This window comes from Mycobacterium sp. UM_Kg1 (assembly GCF_000972925.1).
GTDB classification, from domain to species: Bacteria; Actinomycetota; Actinomycetes; order Mycobacteriales; family Mycobacteriaceae; genus Mycobacterium; species Mycobacterium hiberniae.
Map to the genome: position 1 here is coordinate 34,133 of NZ_JRMK01000006.1, position 19,900 is coordinate 54,032.

At 66.4% G+C, this 19,900-nt stretch carries 17 protein-coding genes; 11 read left to right on the forward strand and 6 right to left on the reverse strand.

What is annotated here, in order from left to right; translation table 11 throughout:
- The first annotated feature begins 27 nt into the window (after positions 1 to 27).
- From LI92_RS01960 to LI92_RS01970, 3 genes are all read left to right on the forward strand, one after another.
- The gene (locus LI92_RS01960; protein WP_046315340.1) at positions 28 to 1,551 is read left to right on the forward strand and encodes an aldehyde dehydrogenase family protein; all 1,524 of its coding nucleotides are present in this window, start codon (positions 28 to 30) and stop codon (positions 1,549 to 1,551) included.
- Complete coding sequence (locus tag LI92_RS01965) at positions 1,551 to 2,381, forward strand: hypothetical protein (RefSeq protein WP_046315342.1); 831 nt, start codon at positions 1,551 to 1,553, stop codon at positions 2,379 to 2,381. The genes LI92_RS01960 and LI92_RS01965 overlap by 1 nt, the downstream gene beginning before the upstream one ends.
- Positions 2,382 to 2,473: 92 nt before the next feature.
- On the forward strand, positions 2,474 to 3,628 hold the full coding sequence (locus LI92_RS01970) for a hypothetical protein (RefSeq protein WP_046315344.1): 1,155 nt from the start codon (positions 2,474 to 2,476) through the stop codon (positions 3,626 to 3,628).
- Here LI92_RS01970 and LI92_RS01975 read toward each other — a convergent pair.
- Positions 3,625 to 5,661: a prolyl oligopeptidase family serine peptidase gene (locus LI92_RS01975; RefSeq protein ID WP_046315346.1), complete on the reverse strand. Its 2,037-nt coding sequence runs from the start codon at positions 5,659 to 5,661 to the stop codon at positions 3,625 to 3,627. The genes LI92_RS01970 and LI92_RS01975 overlap by 4 nt on opposite strands.
- 56 nt (positions 5,662 to 5,717) lie before the next feature.
- Here LI92_RS01975 and exaC point away from each other — a divergent pair, with 56 nt between their 5' ends.
- The 5 genes from exaC (at position 5,718) to lpdA (ending at position 9,961) form a co-directional block, all read left to right on the forward strand.
- Entirely contained in the window at positions 5,718 to 7,241 is a 1,524-nt protein-coding gene (gene exaC / locus LI92_RS01980) for an acetaldehyde dehydrogenase ExaC (RefSeq protein ID WP_046315348.1), read from the forward strand.
- Positions 7,241 to 7,645, forward strand: a complete 405-nt coding sequence (locus LI92_RS01985) for a DUF779 domain-containing protein (protein WP_046315350.1) — start codon at positions 7,241 to 7,243, stop codon at positions 7,643 to 7,645. Before exaC ends, LI92_RS01985 begins: the two co-directional genes overlap by 1 nt.
- A 29-nt stretch (positions 7,646 to 7,674) precedes the next feature.
- Positions 7,675 to 7,953: a putative holin gene (locus LI92_RS01990; RefSeq protein ID WP_046315353.1), complete on the forward strand. Its 279-nt coding sequence runs from the start codon at positions 7,675 to 7,677 to the stop codon at positions 7,951 to 7,953.
- Positions 7,946 to 8,497 carry a hypothetical protein gene (locus tag LI92_RS01995; RefSeq protein WP_046315354.1) on the forward strand — a complete coding sequence of 184 codons (552 nt, stop codon included), beginning with the start codon at positions 7,946 to 7,948 and terminating at the stop codon, positions 8,495 to 8,497. Before LI92_RS01990 ends, LI92_RS01995 begins: the two co-directional genes overlap by 8 nt.
- 69 nt (positions 8,498 to 8,566) lie before the next feature.
- Positions 8,567 to 9,961 (forward strand): dihydrolipoyl dehydrogenase, encoded by a 1,395-nt coding sequence (gene lpdA, locus LI92_RS02000; protein WP_046315356.1) that lies wholly within the window; start codon positions 8,567 to 8,569, stop codon positions 9,959 to 9,961.
- Between the two features lie 11 nt (positions 9,962 to 9,972).
- Here the strand turns inward: lpdA and LI92_RS02005 are convergent, their stop codons facing one another.
- From LI92_RS02005 to ramB, 3 genes are read right to left on the reverse strand one after another with little or no spacing between them, the layout of a single operon-like run.
- On the reverse strand, positions 9,973 to 11,427 hold the full coding sequence (locus tag LI92_RS02005) for a DUF92 domain-containing protein (RefSeq protein ID WP_286134789.1): 1,455 nt from the start codon (positions 11,425 to 11,427) through the stop codon (positions 9,973 to 9,975).
- A 6-nt stretch (positions 11,428 to 11,433) separates the two neighbouring features.
- Complete coding sequence (locus LI92_RS02010) at positions 11,434 to 11,973, reverse strand: carboxymuconolactone decarboxylase family protein (protein ID WP_046315358.1); 540 nt, start codon at positions 11,971 to 11,973, stop codon at positions 11,434 to 11,436.
- The gene (gene ramB, locus LI92_RS02015; protein ID WP_046315360.1) at positions 11,970 to 13,397 is read right to left on the reverse strand and encodes an acetate metabolism transcriptional regulator RamB; all 1,428 of its coding nucleotides are present in this window, start codon (positions 13,395 to 13,397) and stop codon (positions 11,970 to 11,972) included. Before ramB ends, LI92_RS02010 begins: the two co-directional genes overlap by 4 nt.
- 85 nt (positions 13,398 to 13,482) lie before the next feature.
- Between ramB and LI92_RS02020 the strand changes: the two genes are divergently transcribed.
- The 3 genes from LI92_RS02020 (at position 13,483) to LI92_RS02030 (ending at position 16,957) form a co-directional block, all read left to right on the forward strand.
- Positions 13,483 to 14,298, forward strand: a complete 816-nt coding sequence (locus LI92_RS02020; protein ID WP_046315362.1) for an acyl-[acyl-carrier-protein] thioesterase — start codon at positions 13,483 to 13,485, stop codon at positions 14,296 to 14,298.
- A gap of 310 nt (positions 14,299 to 14,608) precedes the next feature.
- Complete coding sequence (gene aceA / locus LI92_RS02025) at positions 14,609 to 15,895, forward strand: isocitrate lyase (RefSeq protein ID WP_046315364.1); 1,287 nt, start codon at positions 14,609 to 14,611, stop codon at positions 15,893 to 15,895.
- A 207-nt stretch (positions 15,896 to 16,102) separates the two neighbouring features.
- A complete protein-coding gene (locus LI92_RS02030; protein ID WP_082109496.1) occupies positions 16,103 to 16,957 on the forward strand; it encodes a 3-hydroxybutyryl-CoA dehydrogenase in 855 nt (284 codons plus the stop codon).
- On the opposite strand, the gene LI92_RS02035 is transcribed toward LI92_RS02030, so the two are convergent.
- The gene (locus LI92_RS02035; protein WP_046315368.1) at positions 16,951 to 18,756 is read right to left on the reverse strand and encodes an SIR2 family protein; all 1,806 of its coding nucleotides are present in this window, start codon (positions 18,754 to 18,756) and stop codon (positions 16,951 to 16,953) included. The genes LI92_RS02030 and LI92_RS02035 overlap by 7 nt on opposite strands.
- 391 nt (positions 18,757 to 19,147) lie before the next feature.
- Positions 19,148 to 19,864 (reverse strand): TetR/AcrR family transcriptional regulator, encoded by a 717-nt coding sequence (locus LI92_RS02040; protein WP_502691384.1) that lies wholly within the window; start codon positions 19,862 to 19,864, stop codon positions 19,148 to 19,150.
- Between the last annotated feature and the right edge of the window lie 36 nt (positions 19,865 to 19,900).

Genomic DNA, 19,900 nt, shown 5'->3' on the forward strand with positions numbered 1-19,900 from the left:
GGTCACAACGCGGGTTAGCATGGCGTTATGACCGCGATCACTCCCGCCAGCGCCCCGCTCTCCGGCACCGATACGGTGTCCAACCCCGCCACCGGGGAGGCGGCCGGCCAGGTGCGCTGGACCGATCCCGCCGAGGTCGACAAGATCGCCGCCGGGCTGCGCACCGCGCAGCGAGAGTGGGAGCACCGGGGCGCCAAGGGCCGGGCCAAGGCGCTGGCCCGCTTCGCGCTGTGGCTCGGCGACAACCGGGACGAGATCGAGCGCCTGCTGATCGCCGAGACCGGCAAGTCCGCCACCGACGCCGCCCAAGAAGTCCCCCTGCTGATCATGATCCTGTCCTACGTGATCAAGGTGATGGAGAAGGCGGTGGCCCCGGAGGCCCGGCCGGCGTCCACCCCGGTGCTCAAGGTCAAGAAGATCACCATCCACTACCGGCCGCGGCCGGTCGTCGGCGTCATCGCGCCGTGGAACTACCCGGTGGCCAACGCGATGATGGACGCGATCGGCGCGCTGGCGGCCGGGTGCGCCGTGCTGCTCAAGCCGTCCGAGCAGACCCCGCTGACCGCCGAACTGCTACGCAAAGGCTGGCTGGACTCCGGAGCTCCGGCCGTGTTCGCGGTGGTGCAGGGTGCCCGCGAAGTGGCCGAAGCGGTGATCGACAACTCCGACTACGTGCAGTTCACCGGCTCCACCGCCACCGGGCGCAAGGTCGCCGAGCGGGCCGCGCGCCGGCTGGTGCCGGTCAGCCTCGAACTGGGCGGAAAAGACCCGATGATCGTCTGCGAGGACGCCGACATCGACCTGGCTGCGCACGCGGCGGTCTGGGGCGCGATGTTCAACGCCGGCCAGACCTGCGTTTCTGTCGAGCGGGTGTACGTGCTCGAACCGGTCTACGACAAGTTCGTCGCCGCGGTGGTCCGCGACGTCGAGGCGCTGCAGGTGGGTACCGGCGAGGGTAAGCACTTCGGGGCGCTGATCAGCGAGCAGCAACTCGCCATCACCGAGCGGCATGTGAGGGAGGCACTGGCCGCCGGCGCCCGCGCTCTGACCGGCGGTGAGCGCTCTCCCGGACCCGGCAGCTTCTACCCTCCCACCGTGCTGGTCGACGTCGACCATTCGATGGCATGCATGACCGAGGAGACCTTCGGGCCGACGCTGCCGATCATGAAGGTCGCCAGCGTGCAGGAGGCGATCCGGCTGGCCAACGACAGCCCCTACGGGCTGAGCGCCTCGGTGTTCTCCAAAGATGTCGCACGAGCCAAGGACATCGCGCTGCAGTTGGACTGCGGAGCGGTCAACGTCAACGACGTGATCTCCAACCTGATGTGCACGACAGCGCCGATGGGCGGCTGGAAGACCTCGGGTATCGGGGCGCGCTTCGGCGGTGAAGACGGCATCCGCAAGTTCTGCCGGCAGGAGACCGTCGTCGTCCCGCGCACCAACGTCGGCGCGGGTGGTAACTACTACCACAACTCGCTGGCCACGCTGGCTCGGACCAACCGGTTGCTCACCCGGATCGTGTTGGCCCGCCCGCGCCGTACCGCGAAATAGTGCGGCTCTTCTCGGCGGCGCTGTTCTGGTTGCTGACCACCGCCACACTGGCGGTGGCGCTACCGACCGCGTGGGCGCAGTACAACCTCATCGATGCCGACGGTTACGCCCGGCTGGCGGCTCGGGCCGCGGCGGTGCCCGCCCTCCAGGACGCAGTCGCTGCTGAGCTCAGCGCCCAGACGGTGCAGCTGATCCAGGGCAGCGGCTTGCGCATCGACCCCGCAGAGGCCCGGGAGGCGGCTCGCGAATACACCAGGGGACCAGAGTTTGCGGCTCAGTTCGTCCAGGTGAACCGGGACGGGCACGCCTGGTTGCTCAACGTCGGCGAACCCGGGCCCTGGGAGATCGACGTGATGCCGATGCTGCGGAGCGACGCCTTCGCCCAACTGCTGGCCGTCTACCCCATCACGCTGCCGGCCTCGTTGACGGTGCCGCTGACATCGACCTCTACTGAGGTGATGCGCCCGGCCGGGCTGCACCGGCTCGCGGTGTGGGGCCCGTTGCTCACCGTGGTGCTGGGTGCCATGGCCGGGTTGTGCGGGTTCCTGACGGTGGCCGCGGCACGCCACCGCGGCAGGGCGCTGGCGAGTTTGGGCGTCTCGGCGCTGCTGGTGGGAGCCGGCGTCTGGTCGGCCGTCGAAGTGGCGCGGCGCTACCTCGATCAAGTGCTGCGCCAAGCAACCGGCGATATCCGCCGGATCGTCGGGGCAATCGCCGATGTGGCGGAAACAAGTCTACATCAGTGGCTCACTGTATCCTTGGCTGCTGGGGCGGTATTGGTGCTGGTAGGAGTGGGTGCGGCGATGCTGGGTGGGCTGCGTAAGTCCTAATGTCGCCCGAACGGTGGATACCGAACGGCCATTGACTTTTGCGATGATCTCGGTCGAAGAGTTCCCTATCCCCGAGAGGCGGGCGCGCCGCAATGAGTGACCACGACGTGCCGTCGGTCGGACCGAACGCCGACGTGCCCGGACCACTCTCGCCGCCTCCGCCGGTCCGTTTCGACTTTCAGCCCTATCACGTGCTGCGCGTTCTGGCCGTCGCCTGGGCGGTGGCCGGCCTGGTCACCTGGCCGGGTATCGGCTGCTGGGTCAGCGCCGCGATCTCGGCGTGGGCGGACTGGTACACCCGCAGACACCGCATCGGCTGGCCGAGCGATGTGGAGGACTTCCTGGTGGAGCGGGGGTGGGCGCTGCGCCGGCCCCCGCACCGTCCTGCCGACCATCGGCCCCCGATCCCGTTTCGCCCCATGACGGTTCCCGAGCTGTATGCCGCCGCCGTCAAGATCTTGCTGCGCAACTGGCCGACCCTGGTCGGCGTCCCGGCCGTCATATGCACCGGTTTCGGGGCGATCTTCGTGATGATCATGCACAGCCTGGAGGCGCCCACACCCGCACATGTGGCGCAGTTGCTCTTCAGCGCCCACGACAGCCTGCTCAGCACGTTGGCGCTGACACTGGCGGTGTTGGTGGTGCTCTACGCCCTGGTGCTGCCGGCCGATGCGTTGCTGATCCTGCTGGGGGTGCAGGCCACCGACAAAGTGATCGGCGGCAAGCATGTTCGATTCGAGGAGATGTTCTGCCGTGCCACCGAACGGGTGCGCGCGGTGCGTCGACTGACCTTCGCCTACTACATGATCGGGGTGGCAGCGTTGCTCCTGCATGTGGTGGCGCGTTACAGCGGTTTCTATGCCGCCACCATTCCCCTTCTCGTGGTCGCCACCGTCACCGCATTTGTGCTGGGACGGCTGCTGAGCATGTCGCCCATCGTGATGATCCTGGAAAACCGCGGAGTCGCCGAGTCTTTCGGGCGTTCGATCCAGCTCTGCAAGCCCGCGGTGGGACGGGTCACCGGTATCTACGTGCTGTGGATGGCCGGCATGGTGGCCGTGGCCCTGTTGTCCTCGGCGCTGACCTGGGTGACCGTGGTGATCACCTACCCGGTGTTGATCGGCCTGGTCCGGTGCCTGCAGATGCTGGTCTACACCGACCTGCGGATGCGGCAGGAGAACTACGGGCCCGAGTTGTTTGCCGAGTGGATGCGCAACATGGGCCGGGAGGGGCTGGCCAGCGGCTAGCTTGTGGCGGGGCCGCCCAGCATCCGCCACAGGAACGAAAAGCTCAACGCCGACTTGAACGCTGCCTGGGCGTTGTCGGCCGCGCCGCCGTGACCGCCCTCGATGTTCTCGTAATACCAAACCCGGTGCCCGGCCGCCTGAAGCGCCGCGGTCATCTTGCGGGCATGTCCGGGATGCACCCGGTCGTCACGGGTCGAGGTGGTGATCAGCACCGGCGGATAGCCGGTGTCGGCCGAAATGTTCTGGTACGGCGAGTACTTGCTGATGAACTCCCACTCAGCCGGGTCATCGGGGTCGCCGTACTCAGCAACCCAGGACGCACCGGCCAGCAGCAGGTGGTAGCGGCGCATGTCCAGCAGCGGTACCTGGCAGACCAACGCCCCGAACAGCTGCGGGTAGCTGGTCAGCATGATGCCCATCAGCAGGCCGCCGTTGCTGCCGCCCACCGCGCCGAGCTGGGCGACGGTGGTGATGCCACGGTCCACCAGGTCGGTTGCCACCGCGGCGAAATCCTCGGCCACCAGGTGCCGGCCCGCACGCATCGCCTGGGTGTGCCAGTGCGGGCCGTACTCGCCGCCGCCGCGGATATTGGCCAGCACGTAGGTGCCACCGCGGGCCAGCCACAGCCGGCCCAGCACGGCGTCGTAACCGGGGGTGCGTGCCACCTCGAATCCGCCGTAGCCGCCCAGCAGCGTCGCGCCGGTCGCATCGGCGGGGCGAACCACGAAGTAGGGGATTGCGGTCCCGTCTTTCGAGGTGGCGAAGTGCTGGTGCACAGTCAGCCCGTCGGTGTCGAAAAGCGCCGGAGCGGATTTGATCTCCGTCAGGTCGCCATCGGCGGGGCCGTGCAGCAGCCGGGACGGCCTGTCGAATCCGCTTGAGTCCAAGAAGATCTCATCGCCGGTGTCGTCGGCGGCCACGATCACGGTGTTGGTGTTGGGCGGCACCGCATCGATGGATCGCCGTTGCCAGTCCACCGGCGAGACCACTTCCACCCGGCTTGCCACGTCGTGCAGGGTCACCAGCACGAGATGGTCGCGGGTCCACGCGTAGTGATGCAGGGCGGTATGGGCGTCCGGTTCGAAGACGACGCGGCACTGCGCGGTGCCGGCCAGGAACTCCTCGTAGTCGGCGGCCAGCAGTGAACCGGCCCGATACGACGCGGTGCCGGTGTCCCAGTCGGTACGCAGCTCGATCAGGATCCACTGCCGGTGCACCGACACCGAGGCGTCGGTGGGGGCGTCGATGCGGATCAACTCGCCGTCACGCAGCTCGTAGACCTGATCGTTGTAGAAGTCGATCGCCCGCGACACCATGGTGCGCTCGAAGCCCGGGGTACGGTCTGCGCCCGCGGCCACCAGCACATCGGTGACCGAACCGGTGAACACCGTCTCCGCCTGGGTCAGGTCCTGACCGCGACGCCACCGCTTCACCATCCGGGGATAGCCGGACTCGGTCAGGGAGTCGGCGCCGAAATCGGTACCCACCAGGACGGTGTCGTCGTCCTCCCAGCTGATCCGGGTCTTCGCCTCTGCAAGCTCGAAGCCCTGACGATCCGGCCCGACGAATTCTCGTGTCGTCATATCGAATTCGCGCACCACCACGGCGTCGGACCCGCCCCGGGACAGCGATACCAGGGCCCGGTTGTGATCGGGTTCGATCACGTTGGCGCCGCCCCACACCCAGTTCTCGTCGTCGGCGCGGGCCAACTCGTCGAGGTCGATGACCACTTCCCAGTCAGGGTGGTCGGTGCGGTAACTGTCCAGGCTGGTGCGCCGCCACAGACCCCGGGGGTTGGCGGCGTCACGCCAGAAGTTGTAGAGGTAGGCACCGCGGCGCCGCACATACGGGATGCGGGCGTCGGTGTCGAGCACCTCGCGCGCGGCGGCGAGCATCGCCTCGAAATCGTCGCCGGCGAACTCGTCGACAGTCGGGGTGTTGTGGGCGCGCACCCACTCCAGGGACCGTTCGCCGGTGACGTCCTCCAGCCACAGGTAGGGGTCGTCGCAGTCGTGGGCGGGCATAGAACTCATTGTGACGGTGCCGGTAATGTGAGGTGAGTAACACCCACGCCTAAGGAGCAGCGCTGATGACCGTTTTCGCACGTCCGGGCACCGCAGGAGCGGTGATGAGCTATGAGTCCCGGTACGGGAACTTCATCGGCGGGCAGTGGGTGGCGCCGGTGGGCGGTGAGTACTTCGAGAACACCACGCCGGTCACCGGTCAGCCGTTCTGCGAGGTGCCGCGCTCCACGGCGGCCGATATCGACTTGGCCCTGGACGCCGCGCACGCCGCCGCGCCGGCCTGGGGCAAGGCGTCCCCGGCCGACCGGGCCGCGATCCTGACCAAGATCGCCGATCGGATCGATCAGCACCGCGAACAGCTGGCGGTCGCCGAGGTGTGGGACAACGGCAAGCCGGTCCGGGAGACCCTGGCCGCCGACATTCCACTGGCCGCGGACCACTTCCGCTACTTCGCCGCGGCCATCCGCACCCAGGAGGGTGCGCTCAGCCAGCTCGACGACGACACCGTTGCCTACCATTTCCGCGAGCCGCTGGGCGTGGTCGGCCAGATCATCCCGTGGAACTTCCCGCTGCTGATGGCCGCCTGGAAGCTGGCGCCCGCGCTGGCCGCCGGGAACGCGGTGGTGCTCAAGCCGGCCGAGCAGACTCCCGCGTCCATCCTGTTTTTGATGAGCCTGATCGGCGACCTGCTGCCGGCCGGAGTCGTCAACGTGGTCAACGGATTCGGTGTCGAGGCGGGTAAGCCCCTGGCGTCGAGCAACCGGATCGCCAAGATCGGCTTCACCGGCGAGACCACCACGGGGCGGCTGATCATGCAGTACGCCAGCCAGAACATCATCCCGGTGACTCTGGAACTGGGCGGCAAGAGCCCCAACATCTTCTTCTCCGATGTGCTCGCCGCCAACGACGACTTCCAGGACAAGGCGCTGGAAGGCTTCGCCGGTTTCGCCCTCAACCAGGGCGAGGTGTGCACCTGCCCGTCGCGGTCCCTGGTCCAGGCGCCCATCTACGACGAGTTCCTGGAACTGGCCGCGATCCGCACCAAGGCGATCCGTCAGGGCGATCCGCTCGACATCTCCACGATGATCGGGGCACAGGCCTCCAACGACCAGCTGGAGAAGATCCTGTCCTACATCGCCATCGGTAAGGAGGAGGGCGCCACCACCGTCACCGGTGGCGAACGCGCGGAGCTGGGCGGCGACCTGTCGGGTGGCTACTACGTGCAGCCGACGATCTTCGCCGGCCACAACAAGATGCGCATCTTCCAGGAGGAGATCTTCGGTCCGGTGGTCTCGGTGACCTCGTTCAGCGACTACGACGATGCGATCGCGATCGCCAACGACACCATCTACGGCCTGGCGGCCGGGGTATGGAGCCGCGACGGCAACACCGCCTACCGGGCGGGCCGCGACATCCAGGCGGGACGAGTGTGGATCAACTGCTACCACGCCTACCCGGCGCACGCGGCGTTCGGCGGTTACAAGCAGTCCGGCATCGGCCGGGAGAACCACAAGATGGTGCTCGACCACTACCAGCAGACCAAGAACCTGTTGGTGTCCTACTCCCAGACGGCGAACGGCTTGTTCTGATGGCCGCCCCGGACCGGGTGCTGGTCACCGACGCCGCCGCGGAACTTCTGGCGCGGCTGGTGGCCCGCCACGGCCCGGTGATATTCCACCAGTCCGGTGGCTGCTGTGACGGGTCGGCGCCGATGTGCTACCCCGACGGCGACTTCATCATCGGCGACCACGACGTGTTGCTCGGTGTGCTCGATGCAGCGGGCGCCGAGGTCCCGGTCTGGATCTCCGGTCCGCAGTTCGCGGCCTGGAAACACACCCAGCTGACCATCGACGTGGTGCCCGGTCGGGGGGCGGGCTTCAGCTTGGAGGCACCCGAAGGGATGCGGTTTCTGACCCGCAGCCGGGCCTTCACCGAGGCCGAGAACGCGGCGCTGGAATCGCTGCCGGTGATAACCGGGTCGCTACCGGGCTGACCGGCGTAATCGCCGTAAAATCTGGTGGTGTGATTCCGCTCCCGCGCCCCTGGTTGCTCAGCAGCGCCATGCTGGTCGGGGCGGCGCTCGGCATCCTGGCCGGTATCGGTGTGACCCTGCTGATCAGCGCGCCGCTGCGCCCGGACGTCGCGATCACCCTGGTTCTCGGTGCGCCCAGTGTCGCGGGGCTGGTGCTGGTGTTCGTCTCCTCGCGTCGGTGGGTAACCGCACTGGGTGCGTTTCTTCTCGCGCTGGGTGTCGGATGGTTCGGCGCGCTGGCCGCGATCCAGGTGGTCTCCGGTGTCTGAGGCCACCGACACCGGGTCGCTGCCGATGACCGAGCCCCATATGGCTCCGATTTTCGACACCGGGCCGCACCCGGTGCCGCTGCCGTCCGAGGAGGTGGGCGAGCCGCCTGCCGACGATGTGCCGCCGGCGCGGGTCCCCGATGCGCAATCCCGGCTGTCGCCGGCCAGAATGCCGGCCAAACCCGCCAAGCCGCCTAAGCCGGTGTTCGTCGCGGGCCAGTATCAATTCCTCAAGTGGTGGCAGCTGGCCTTGGCGCTGGCCGCGGTGTGGATTCCGGCGGCAGGCATCGGACTGGGGCTGTTCGCCTGGTGGTATTCCCTGGCCGACAAGACGCCGGCCGTCTTCGTCGTGGTGGCCTACGCGGTGGTGTGTACGGTCGCCGGGTTGATCGTGGCGATGGTGGGGGAGCGGCCGATGGTCTCGGCGGTCGCGATCGCGCTGCTGTCGGCGGTGTTCGCCTCGGCGGTGGCCGCCGCGCCGCTTTATGGGCATTACTACTGCCAGCATGTGAGCCGCTGCGTCGCCGGCGTTCTGCCGTACTGAGTGCGCACACCGCCCGGCGGGGCCGGCGGCTCGGGCGCCGACCGTCGGCCCACCGGTTAGGGTGGGCTGGTGACCCACTTTGACGTCGTCGTTCTCGGAGCCGGCCCGGGCGGATATGTCGCGGCAATCCGCGCCGCCCAATTGGGCTTGAACACTGCCATCGTCGAGCCGAAGTACTGGGGCGGGGTCTGCCTCAACGTCGGCTGCATTCCCTCGAAAGCGCTGCTGCGCAACGCGGAGCTGGCACACATCTTCACCAAGGAAGCCAAGACCTTCGGCATCTCCGGAGAGGCCACCTTCGACTACGGCGCCGCCTTCGACCGCAGCCGCAAGGTCGCCGAGGGCCGGGTCGCCGGGGTGCACTTCCTGATGAAGAAGAACAAGATCACCGAGATCCACGGCTACGGGACTTTCACCGACCCGCACACGTTGTCGGTGGCGCTCAACGACGGTGGCACCCAGACGGTTACGTTCGACAACGCGATCATCGCCACCGGGTCGAGCACCCGGTTGGTGCCGGGTACCTCGTTGTCGGACAACGTCGTCACCTACGAGCAGCTGATCTTGAGCCGGGAGCTGCCGAAGTCGATCATCATCGCCGGTGCCGGGGCCATCGGCATGGAGTTCTCCTACGTCTTGGCCAACTACGGAGTGGACGTCACCGTGGTCGAGTTTCTGCCGCGGGCGCTGCCCAACGAGGACGCCGACGTGTCCAAGGAGATCGAGAAGCAGTTCAAGAAGCTGGGTGTCAAGGTCCGCACCGGGACCAAGGTGGAAAGCATCACCGACGATGGATCGACGGTGTCGGTCGTGGTGAGCAAGGACGGTCAGACCGAAACGCTGCAGGCCGACAAGGTGTTGCAGGCCATCGGCTTTGCGCCCAATGTCGACGGCTACGGGCTGGAGGCGGCCGGGGTCGCGCTGACCGAGCGCCGCGCCATCGGGGTCGGGGAGTACATGCAGACCTCGGTGCCGCACATCTACGCCATCGGCGATGTCACCGGGTTGCTGCAGCTGGCGCATGTCGCCGAGGCGCAGGGTGTGGTGGCCGCCGAGACCATCGGCGGGGCCGAGACCATGTCGCTGGGCGACTACCGGATGATGCCGCGGGCCACCTTCTGCCAGCCGCAGGTGGCCAGCTTCGGTCTCACCGAGGAGCAGGCCAGGGCCGAGGGCTATGACGTCAAGGTGGTGAAGTTTCCGTTCACCGCCAACGGCAAGGCGCACGGCGTGGGCGACCCGAGCGGGTTCGTCAAGCTGATCGCCGACGCACGCTACGGCGAGCTGATCGGCGGCCACCTGGTCGGCCACGATGTGTCCGAACTGCTGCCCGAGCTCACCTTGGCGCAGAAGTGGGATCTGACGGCCAACGAACTGGCCCGCAACGTGCACACCCACCCGACGATGTCCGAGGCGCTGCAGGAGTGCTTCCACGGCCTGACCGGTCATATGATCAACTTCTAAACAGCCCGGCGCTAGGAAATCAGCGCGAACACCGCCAACCCGGTGGCCATGCCGGCCGCGTTCGCGCAGGCATTGACCATGTCATTGCCCACCCAGCGCCAGCCGGTGGACGCTTGTGCCGGGGCACCGCAGTGCAGTGCGTCCTCCACCGTGGCCCCGCACGTCGCGCAGACGAAGCGGGCCTGCACGGTGGCCCCGATCAGCGTGTCGACCAGCGAGCCGACGACTCCGGCCGCCAGGCCCACCGGCACCATCGCGACACCGCCGTACACCGCGCCGAACAGGCCGACGGCCAGCGCGCCCAGCACGGTGGCAGCTGTGCCCAGCGGGGACACCGCCCCCGAGGTGCCCTTGGGCACCCGGCCCCGGGTTCGCAGCGACAGCGGCTCGCGGGAGGAGAAGCGCCCGATCTCCGAGGCCCAGGAGTCGGCGATACCGGCCGCGATCCCGCCGATCGACACGGCGTACCAGTACGTGCCGCCGGTGAACGCATAACCGATCACCGGGACCAGCACCGGCAGGCCGGCGTTCACCACCACCTGGCTCAGGGTGCGCATGCCCCCGGTCCGGGACGGGCGGCGATAGGCGGTAAGCAGGCTGGTGAGGGAGAAGAACAAGGCGGCCGGGATGATCCACGCCCACCCGCCGAGGCCGACCGCCACCGCGGCGATCAGGCCGCCGCACAGCGCGCCCGGCAGGTCCAGCCAGCGCATCCGGAGCATGAACGGCACGATGGCGCAGCCGAATACGACCGCCGCCATCCAGCGCAGCGCGTCGTCGGTGGACAGCTCGCGCGCCACGTGCAGCAGCAACGCCACCCATGGCGTGATCAGCAGGTTGTCGGCGGCCGGCACGACCAGCAGCTCGACGGCGGCCGTCGTCATCGCGACGAACAGGGCAACCGAGACCGCCAGGAACATGTTCAGTTCAAGGCCGGCCCGGCAGAACGTCCACGTCACGGCGAAGGCGATGGCCACGAACGCCACCGAACCCTCGAGGGAGCGAACCCCGCCGCCGGCCGCGACGTGGTGGCGCCCATAGCGATCCCCGATCAGCGCCGCGCCGGCGTCGGCAAGTCCGAGCACCAGGACACCACCTGCGATGGCGACCCGGTCCGGCCAGAAGGCCAGCACCGCCAGCAACGCCCCGGCGGCAAATCCCACCAGTCCGTAGTCGCGGGACCGGGTCCCGTCGAAGACCCCCGGCACCGGGACCAGTCCGCGCTCCACGATGACCGCCAGGGCCACCGTGGCGACCGCCAGCACGCCGGCCACCACTGCCCCATGCGACAGCTGGAATGCGGCCAGGGCCGCGAACAGTCCGCACAGCGCATGGGGGATTTTGCGGGTGGCCAGGGGGCTTGCCCCCCGCCGCGCCAGTGCTCGCCCGACGACGATCAGCACAGCCGCGATGAACAGGACCCCGCCCCCGGCGACGGCCAGGTCGTGGCTCACGGTGGCCGTCACGCAGGGCTACTCATCGAAGTCCAGCGGCACCCGCAGCGCGCTCAGGGTGGCGGCCAGTGCGTCGTATTGGCTGGTGAGCATGACGAATTCGATCAGCCGGGGCCGGTCCAGATGCGTTGCCAGCAGCGCCCAGGTGGCATCGGAGAGGGTGCGGGTCTCGATCAGTTCGTCGACCCCGGTCAGCAATGTGCGCTGGCGGTCGGTGAGCCCGGGCGCATCCGGCCCCTGAAAGATCCGTTCCTGGGTGGCGTCGTCGAGGCCGACCGCCCGGGCCATCCGGCGGTGGTGCTGCAGTTCGTACTGGCTGTCGCGCAGGTGGCCGACCCGCAGAATCACCAACTCGGTGTCGCGGGCCGAGAACTTCCCGCCCCGCATGAGCATCCCGCCGAACGGCAGCCAGGACCACATCAGCCGCCGGTGCTGTCCGAGCGTGGTGAACAGGTGCGCTCGGGGCACGCGCTGGCGGGCCGCGATGACTTTGCAGACCAGCCAGTTCGTGACGCCGAGGTCACGCAGGCCGGGGGATTCGGGGATGCGAGCAATCACCGCTGTTGCTTTACCAGATACGGCGAGACAGTGCTGCGATGTTCGTTGAGATCCAGGTCACGCCCGAGCGCGGGGAAGGCCCGCTGAGGGCAGTTGTCGTGGTCGCAGACCCGGCAGCCCACCCCGATCGGAGTGGCCGGGACGTCGTGGCCGGCCGCCAGATCCAGCCCTTCGGAGTAGACCAGTCGGTGGGCGTGGCGCAGTTCGCAGCCCAGCCCGATCGCGAAGGTCTTGTCCGGCTGGCCCCACCGGGAGGCCCGGCGCTCGACGGTGCGGGCGACCCACATGTACTTGCGTCCGTCGGGCATCTCGGCGATCTGAACCAGGATCTTTCCCGGATTGCCGAAGGTCTCGTAGACGTTCCACAGCGGGCAGGTCCCGCCGCTGGAGGAGAAATGGAAACCGGTGGCCGACTGTCGTTTCGACATGTTTCCGGCTCGATCGACCCGGACGAAGGAGAACGGCACGCCCCGCATGGACGGCCGCTGCAGGGTGGACAGCCGGTGTGCGATGGTCTCGTAGCTGACCCGGTAGAAGGCCGACAACCGCTCGATGTCATAGCGGAACGTCTCGGCGCGATCGTGGAACTGCCCGTAGGGCAACACGATCGCCGCGGCGAAGTAGTTGGCCAGCCCCAGCCGGGCCAGCGTCCGGGAGTCCTTGGAGGTGAACTTGCCCTCATCGACCATGGCCGCGATCTGCTCGTCGAACTCCAGGTAGGCCAATTCGGCTGCCATCTTGAACACCCGCTGCCCCCAGGACAGATGGTTGGAGATGTCCAGGGTTCGGGTCGCCGCGTTGTACCGGTGCAGCACCGTCTCGCCGAGGTCGATCCGCCGGTTGATGCGCACCCCGTGCACCTCGGTCAGGCGGTTGGCCAGCTCCACGGCCAACTCGCCCTGGTGCCGGCGCATTCGGGTGGCCAATTCTTCGGCCGCGGTGTCGAGTTCGTGCAGGTAGTTCTGGCGCTGGTAGAAGTAGTCGCGGACCTCTTCGTGCGGCATGGTGATCGCCCCGGTGCCGCTGCCGTCGGAGAAACGCTCCTCGGTGGCCGCGGCGAGTTGGGCCGTGGTGATGCGGTAGCGGCGGTGCAGGTTGACCATCGCGCGGGCCACCTTCGGGTGGGCGCTGACCACCTCGGCCACCTCGGCCAGGTCGACGTCGACGTCAAGGTCGCGGTCCATGGCGACCTCGCGCAGCTCGGCCACCAGCCGGGTGTCGTCCTGGGACGCGAAGAAGCTGGCGTCCACGCCGAAGACCTCGGCGATGCGCAGCAGCACCGCGACCGTCAGCGGCCGCACGTCATGCTCGATCTGGTTGAGGTAACTCGGCGAGATCTCCAGCATCTGCGCCAGTGCGGCCTGGCTGAAACCGCGCTCGCTGCGTAGCTGGCGCACCCGGGAGCCGACGTAGGTCTTGGCCATCCCACCGACCCTACCTGCTGCGAAGCCGTCATTCGCATTGTTGGCATGGCATGATCCGCTCAGGGAAAGACGACGGGGAGTCTCGATGCAGCACACACAGCGGCCGACCGGCCTGGCCAAGGAATTGATGCCGGTGCCGGACCCACATCCCGACGTGTTCGACCGGCAGTGGCCGCTGCGGGTCGCCGACATCGACCGCACGGGGCGGCTGCGGATGGACGCCGCCGCCCGCCATATCCAGGACATCGGCCAGGACCAGTTGCGTGAGGGCGGATATCAGGAGACGCACCCGTTGTGGATCGTCCGGCGCACCATGATGGATCTGATCGCGCCCATCGAGTTCCAGGACATGCTGCGGTTGCGGCGCTGGTGCTCGGGCACGTCCAACCGGTGGTGTGAGATGCGGGTCCGCGTCGACGGCCGCAAGGGCGGGCTGATCGAGTCCGAGGCGTTCTGGATCAACATCAACCGCGAGACCCAGGGGCCCGCGCGGATCTCCGAAGACTTCCTGGCGGGACTGAAACGCACCACCAGCGTCGACCGGCTTCGCTGGAAGGCATATCTGACGGCCGGCAATCGTGAGGACGCGGCCGAGATTCATGAGTACCCCATCCGGTTCACCGACATCGACCTGTTCGACCACATGAACAACTCCGTGTACTGGAGCGTGGTCGAGGATTACCTGTCGAGTTATCCGGAACTGCTCGGCGCCCCGCTGCGGGTCACGCTCGAACACGAGGCGCCCGTCGCGCTGGGCGACAAATTGGAGATCGTCTCGCATGTTCATCCCGCCGGCTCGACCGACAAGTTCGGTCCCGAGCTGACCGACCGCACTGTTAGAACGCTCACATACGTGGTGGGCGACGAAGTCAAGGCGCTCGCAGCGATCTTTCCGCTGTAACGCGTTCTAGTCAGTACGCGCGTACTGCTAAAAGTGGCGCTGACCTGTGCGGATAAGTTACCGGCCGGTAGCTTTCCGGCTCATTTCACGACCAGCTTTCTGCCCAGTTCTTCGCAAACTTTGCAAATTGACGTGGTTGCATGGCGGAAGTTGGCAATGAAACCGCTGGACCTGGGCAGATGTGCTGTGTCATGGTCGCCTCATCACACCAGTGGAAACGTCGGGGTGTTAGCAAAGCCGGGAAGCGATTCGCGGCACTGCGCTAGGGCACGTCCGCCCCGACGATCGAGACCGCAAAGGAGCGCATCCGATGTCGACCGTTGGCACGCCCAAGAGCCCCGAGCAGATCCAGCACGACTGGGACAACAACCCGCGCTGGAAGGGCGTCACCCGCACCTACACCGCCCAGGACGTCGTCGCGTTGCAGGGCCACGTCGTCGAGGAGCACACCCTGGCCCGTCGCGGCGCCGAGGTGCTCTGGGAGCAGCTGCACGACCTGGACTACATCAACGCCCTGGGCGCGCTGACCGGCAACATGGCCGTCCAGCAGGTCCGGGCCGGCCTCAAGGCCATCTACCTGTCCGGCTGGCAGGTCGCCGGCGACGCGAACCTGTCCGGACACACCTACCCCGACCAGAGCCTCTACCCGGCCAACTCGGTCCCGCAGGTCGTGCGCCGGATCAACAACGCGCTGCTGCGCGCTGACGAGATCGCCAAGGTGGAGGGCGACACCTCGGTGGACAACTGGCTGGCCCCGATCGTGGCCGACGGCGAAGCCGGCTTCGGTGGTGCGCTCAACGTCTACGAGCTGCAGAAGGCGATGATCGCCGCCGGTGTGGCGGGTTCGCACTGGGAAGACCAGCTGGCCTCGGAGAAGAAGTGCGGCCACCTGGGCGGCAAGGTGCTGATCCCCACCCAGCAGCACATCCGCACCCTGACCTCGGCGCGCCTGGCCGCCGACGTCGCCGACGTGCCGACCGTGGTGATCGCTCGCACCGACGCCGAGGCCGCCACCCTGATCACCTCCGACGTCGACGAGCGCGACCGGCCGTTCATCACCGGTGAGCGGACCGCGGAGGGCTTCTACTACACCAAGAACGGCCTTGAGCCGTGCATCGCCCGGGCCAAGGCCTACGCCCCCTACGCCGACCTGATCTGGATGGAGACCGGCACCCCGGACCTGGAGCTGGCCCGCAAGTTCGCCGAGGGCGTCAAGGCCGAGTTCCCCGACCAGATGCTGGCCTACAACTGCTCGCCGTCGTTCAACTGGAAGCAGCACCTGGACGACGCGACCATCGCCAAGTTCCAGAACGAGCTGGGCGCCATGGGCTTCAAGTTCCAGTTCATCACCCTGGCCGGCTTCCACGCGCTGAACTACTCGATGTTCGATCTGGCCCACGGCTACGCCCGCAACCAGATGAGCGCCTACGTCGAGCTGCAGGAGCGCGAGTTCGCCGCCGAGTCGCGGGGCTACACCGCCACCAAGCACCAGCGCGAGGTCGGTGCCGGTTACTTCGACCGGATCGCCACCACGGTGGACCCGACGTCGTCGACCACCGCGCTGGCCGGCTCGACCGAAGAGGGCCAGTTCCACTAGGCGTCAATGGCGGCCTAGTGGCGCCAGCAGGCGAGATTCGCGCCGAGCGTGAACGTAGGGCGGCTTTCTTGTCGGATTTCCGCCCTACGTTCACACTCGGCGGTCAGCACCCCGGGGAGTTGACAGCGCAGGCCCCGTCCAGCCATGTTGGGCGGGGCTTGTTGCTGCCGACAAGACAAAACTTGCCGTGAGGCCGAAAGGAACACAGTGTCGATCCAACGAGTAGGTGTCATCGGAGCCGGTCAGATGGGCGCCGGAATCGCCGAGGTGTCGGCGCGCGCCGGCGTCGAGGTGAAGGTTTTCGAGACCACCGACGCACTGGTGACCGCCGGGCGTAACCGGATCGTCAAGTCGCTGGAGCGCGGCGTGAGCGCCGGCAAGATCACCGAGCGCGAGCGCGACGACGCCGTCGGCAACCTGTCCTTCACCACCGATCTCGGGGACTTCGCCGATCGGCAGCTGGTGATCGAGGCCGTCATCGAAGACGACACCGTCAAGTCGAAGATCTTCGCCGAGCTGGACAAGGTGATCACCGACCCCGACGCCGTGCTCGCCTCGAACACCTCGTCCATTCCGATCATGAAGATTGCCGCCGCCACCGCCAACCCGCAGCGCGTGCTGGGCCTGCACTTCTTCAACCCGGTTCCGGTGCTGCCGCTGGTCGAGCTGGTCAGCACGCTGGTCACCGACCCGGCCACCGCCGACCGCACCGAGGAGTTCGCCAGCGCGGTGCTGGGCAAGCAGGTGGTGCGCTGCTCGGACCGGTCCGGTTTCGTGGTGAACGCCCTGCTGGTGCCCTACCTGTTGTCGGCGGTGCGCATGCTGGAGTCCGGCTTCGCCACCGTCGAGGACATCGACAAGGCGATTGTCGCCGGACTGTCGCACCCGATGGGCCCGCTGCGGCTGTCCGACCTGGTCGGCCTGGACACCCTGAAGCTGATCGCCGACAAGATGTACGAGGAATTCAAGGAGCCGCTCTACGCCGCGCCGCCGCTGCTGCTGCGCATGGTCGAGGCCGGCCAGCTCGGCAAGAAATCCGGCCGGGGCTTCTACAGCTACTGAGCTGGCGTGGTGGATACCACTTCCAGGGCGATCCGGGCCAGCTCATCATTGACAGCCTCTTTTTCGTCGTCGTTCATCACGCTGAACAGTGAGCGGGGGTTGGTTTTTGACCACCGGCTCTCGTTGAGCGGCTTGTAATTGTGAGTTGAATTGAGGGTGATCACGCCGACGTCGATTGCTGTAATCGCCCCGGCTTGTCTTGCGTCAGCTAGGACACCGGGAGTCGCTTCCTCCTCGTAGTAGCTGAATGGTACGGCGCGAACGGAATGCCAGAGCAGCCAATCACCGGTGCTGGGTATATTATCTGTTTTCGGGCTGCCGTAGTATGCAGCTCGGCCGCTTGTGAATCGTGATTTGCCTTCGATTTCAGCGACTCGGTCGAACGACCATGGTTCGGAGTGCTGGTAGACGGACGTTCCGACGCACACGAGGTGGTAGGGCGCAGCTGGGTGTTTGCCATCCTTTCTCGCCCGCAGCCAGAGGAAGACCCCGAAATTCTCGTTTTCAAAGTATCTGGTTCCAGATTCGTAATCGGTGCGGAGATCGGTGTCGTTCGAATACCTCAGTCGATCATGCACCTTTTTGAGAATGTGGTTGAACGAGCCGTCGTGGTCCGATTTCAGCAGGTTCGACAGTCGAGCGCTGAGCTGTCGGGCGCGGCGACCGTCCGGGATGTCTTCGTTGGCGCCGCAGCCGATATTGGTGTAGCAGGAATCCAGGCAGCGCTTCAGGCGGTGACCGTACCTAGATGACGTAGTCGGGTTATTGTCGGCCATATAGCGACTGGTGTTCAATAGAGCCACCGATGCTTCGGCTATCGCCTGAATCTGTTGGCCATACGACTTGAGAAAAATAGTCCGCAGTTGGAGCTCATCCGAGAGATATTGCGCTTTCTTCACCGAGTAAGCCCGCGACCTGTTGACGTCACTAGCTTTTGGGTCGGGGGCAGCGACCGAGAGCAGAAACGACTCCTTTAGGCCTGTGCCGGGTGATGGTTCATTGCAGACTTCCCACAATGGGGATACCAGATTCGGGTCTGTAAGGCTGGCGCCAACGAACACCACATGAGATGACTTCAGTCGGCGCTTGATCAGGTCTCGCACCGCCGGCCCATACTTGAGAAAATCGGTTTCGGTGAGCACGATATTGCCCACCGGCTCATTGCCGGGCTCCAGAATGCCGTGCAGGTGAAGAACCGTCGACCCAGGAAGCCAATTCCCCGGAATTCCAGTCTCCTGGTAAGAGTCGTAGTCGACGTCACTCACTTTGGGGGCGATGAACGGCACTGAATCGATTGGTTCACTGCAGTCGAGTCTGTAAGCGTCCATCGCATCTTCGAGCAAAGTGTCGAAGTTGGTCGTCGCGATGTAGACGCGCCCGCCTAACCAAGTCGTCAGGCGGGCGATCACATCAGCCAGCCGACCGAATGCGGGCTCGCTGTTAGCCGACCCGTCCGAGCGCCGGTAGAGCGCGTTGCGGATGATCTCGTTCCGAGTGTCGTTCGAGCCTTCGCGCGCCAGTTGCAGCGAAGACTCCGCTTTGCGCAGAAGCTCGGCATGGTCTTCTTTGGATGCGTCGCGCCAACGCACGCTGGGGATCAGCTCAGTGATGTTTTCCACCAGCCGAGCCCAAGTTGGCAAGTTAGCGTCCAGCGATACCCCGGCCCCCACAATAAACGTGAAGTCCTTGTCCGGGGTGATGAGGTAGTTGAATAACGTCTTGAGATTGGGCTGTCGCTCGAATGAGATCGCAGGACCCTCGAAGAAATGGTCGGGAAAGGCCTTGTCTTTCATGCTCATCGGCTCTGATCTCCGCCCGAACCTGAGATGAAACCAGCGATCACGAGGTCACATGCCCGGCTTCCTTTGAAGCATTACCGTTGTGCTGCGACCCTGCTCCGCTCGGCCAGAACGGCATGGATTACCTGACCCATCTCCTTCGGGTTACCCGGAATGGGCGCCCTGCCTGCAAACACGTCTGAGTCGTCGGTGATGTCGACATCGGCGGAGGTGGCGCCATCTGGTGTATGAACGATCATTCGCACCTACCAGGTCGGAATGTGAGGTCCAGTCACGTTCGGGGACCAGCACAGCGTACTACCTATCGGCCCGTTGGTAAGCGTGACCCCCGCATTGCTCTCCAGGATAACGCTTGCTGCGTTGGATTGCGCGCCTGGGAGGTCCTGCTATCTCATTCGGACCGCCACGGCAGCATGGGTGACGGATGTGGACCGGCGTTGAACTTCTCCAGCGATCCGCCCACCTCGACGATTCCGCACAGGGCGTTCCAGCTCAGCATCGTCAGGTAGTCGATCAGGTCATCGGCGCTCATCCGCGGGTCCAGCAGCCACGAGTGGGTGGCCAGCTGCACGCCGCCGACGATCATGTAGGCCCAGGGCTCGACTCCCTGGGTGTCCATGCCGACCGCTTTCATCCGGCGGCGCAGCATCACGGCGAGCATCCGGGCGATGATCCGCTCGGAGTCGGCGATCACCTTGCTCTTGCTGGCCGAGCTGTTGGCCATCACGAACCGGTACGGCTCGGGGTCGTTGGCCACGGTCTGCACGTATACCCGGATGATCTCGCGCACCAGGTCGTAACCGTCGAGGTTCGCCGACAGCGCCGCGGCCATGTTCGGGATCAGCGTGGTCTGCGCGAAGCGCATCATCACCGCGGTGGTGAGGTCGTTCTTGTCGACGAAGTACCGGTACAGGACGGTCTTGGACACGCCGATCTCCGCGGCGATCTCGTCCATGCTCACATAGCGGCCACGGCGCCGGATCGCCTCGATCGTCCCGTCGACGAGATCGTTGCGGCGGTCGACCTTGTGTTGGTGCCATCGCCGCTTGCGCCCGTCGGCCTTAGCGGTGCCGGTATGGAGCTGCTGTGCCACTATCGCGGATTCCATTCACTAGACCTAATAGATAATACGGGCTGGTCCAGC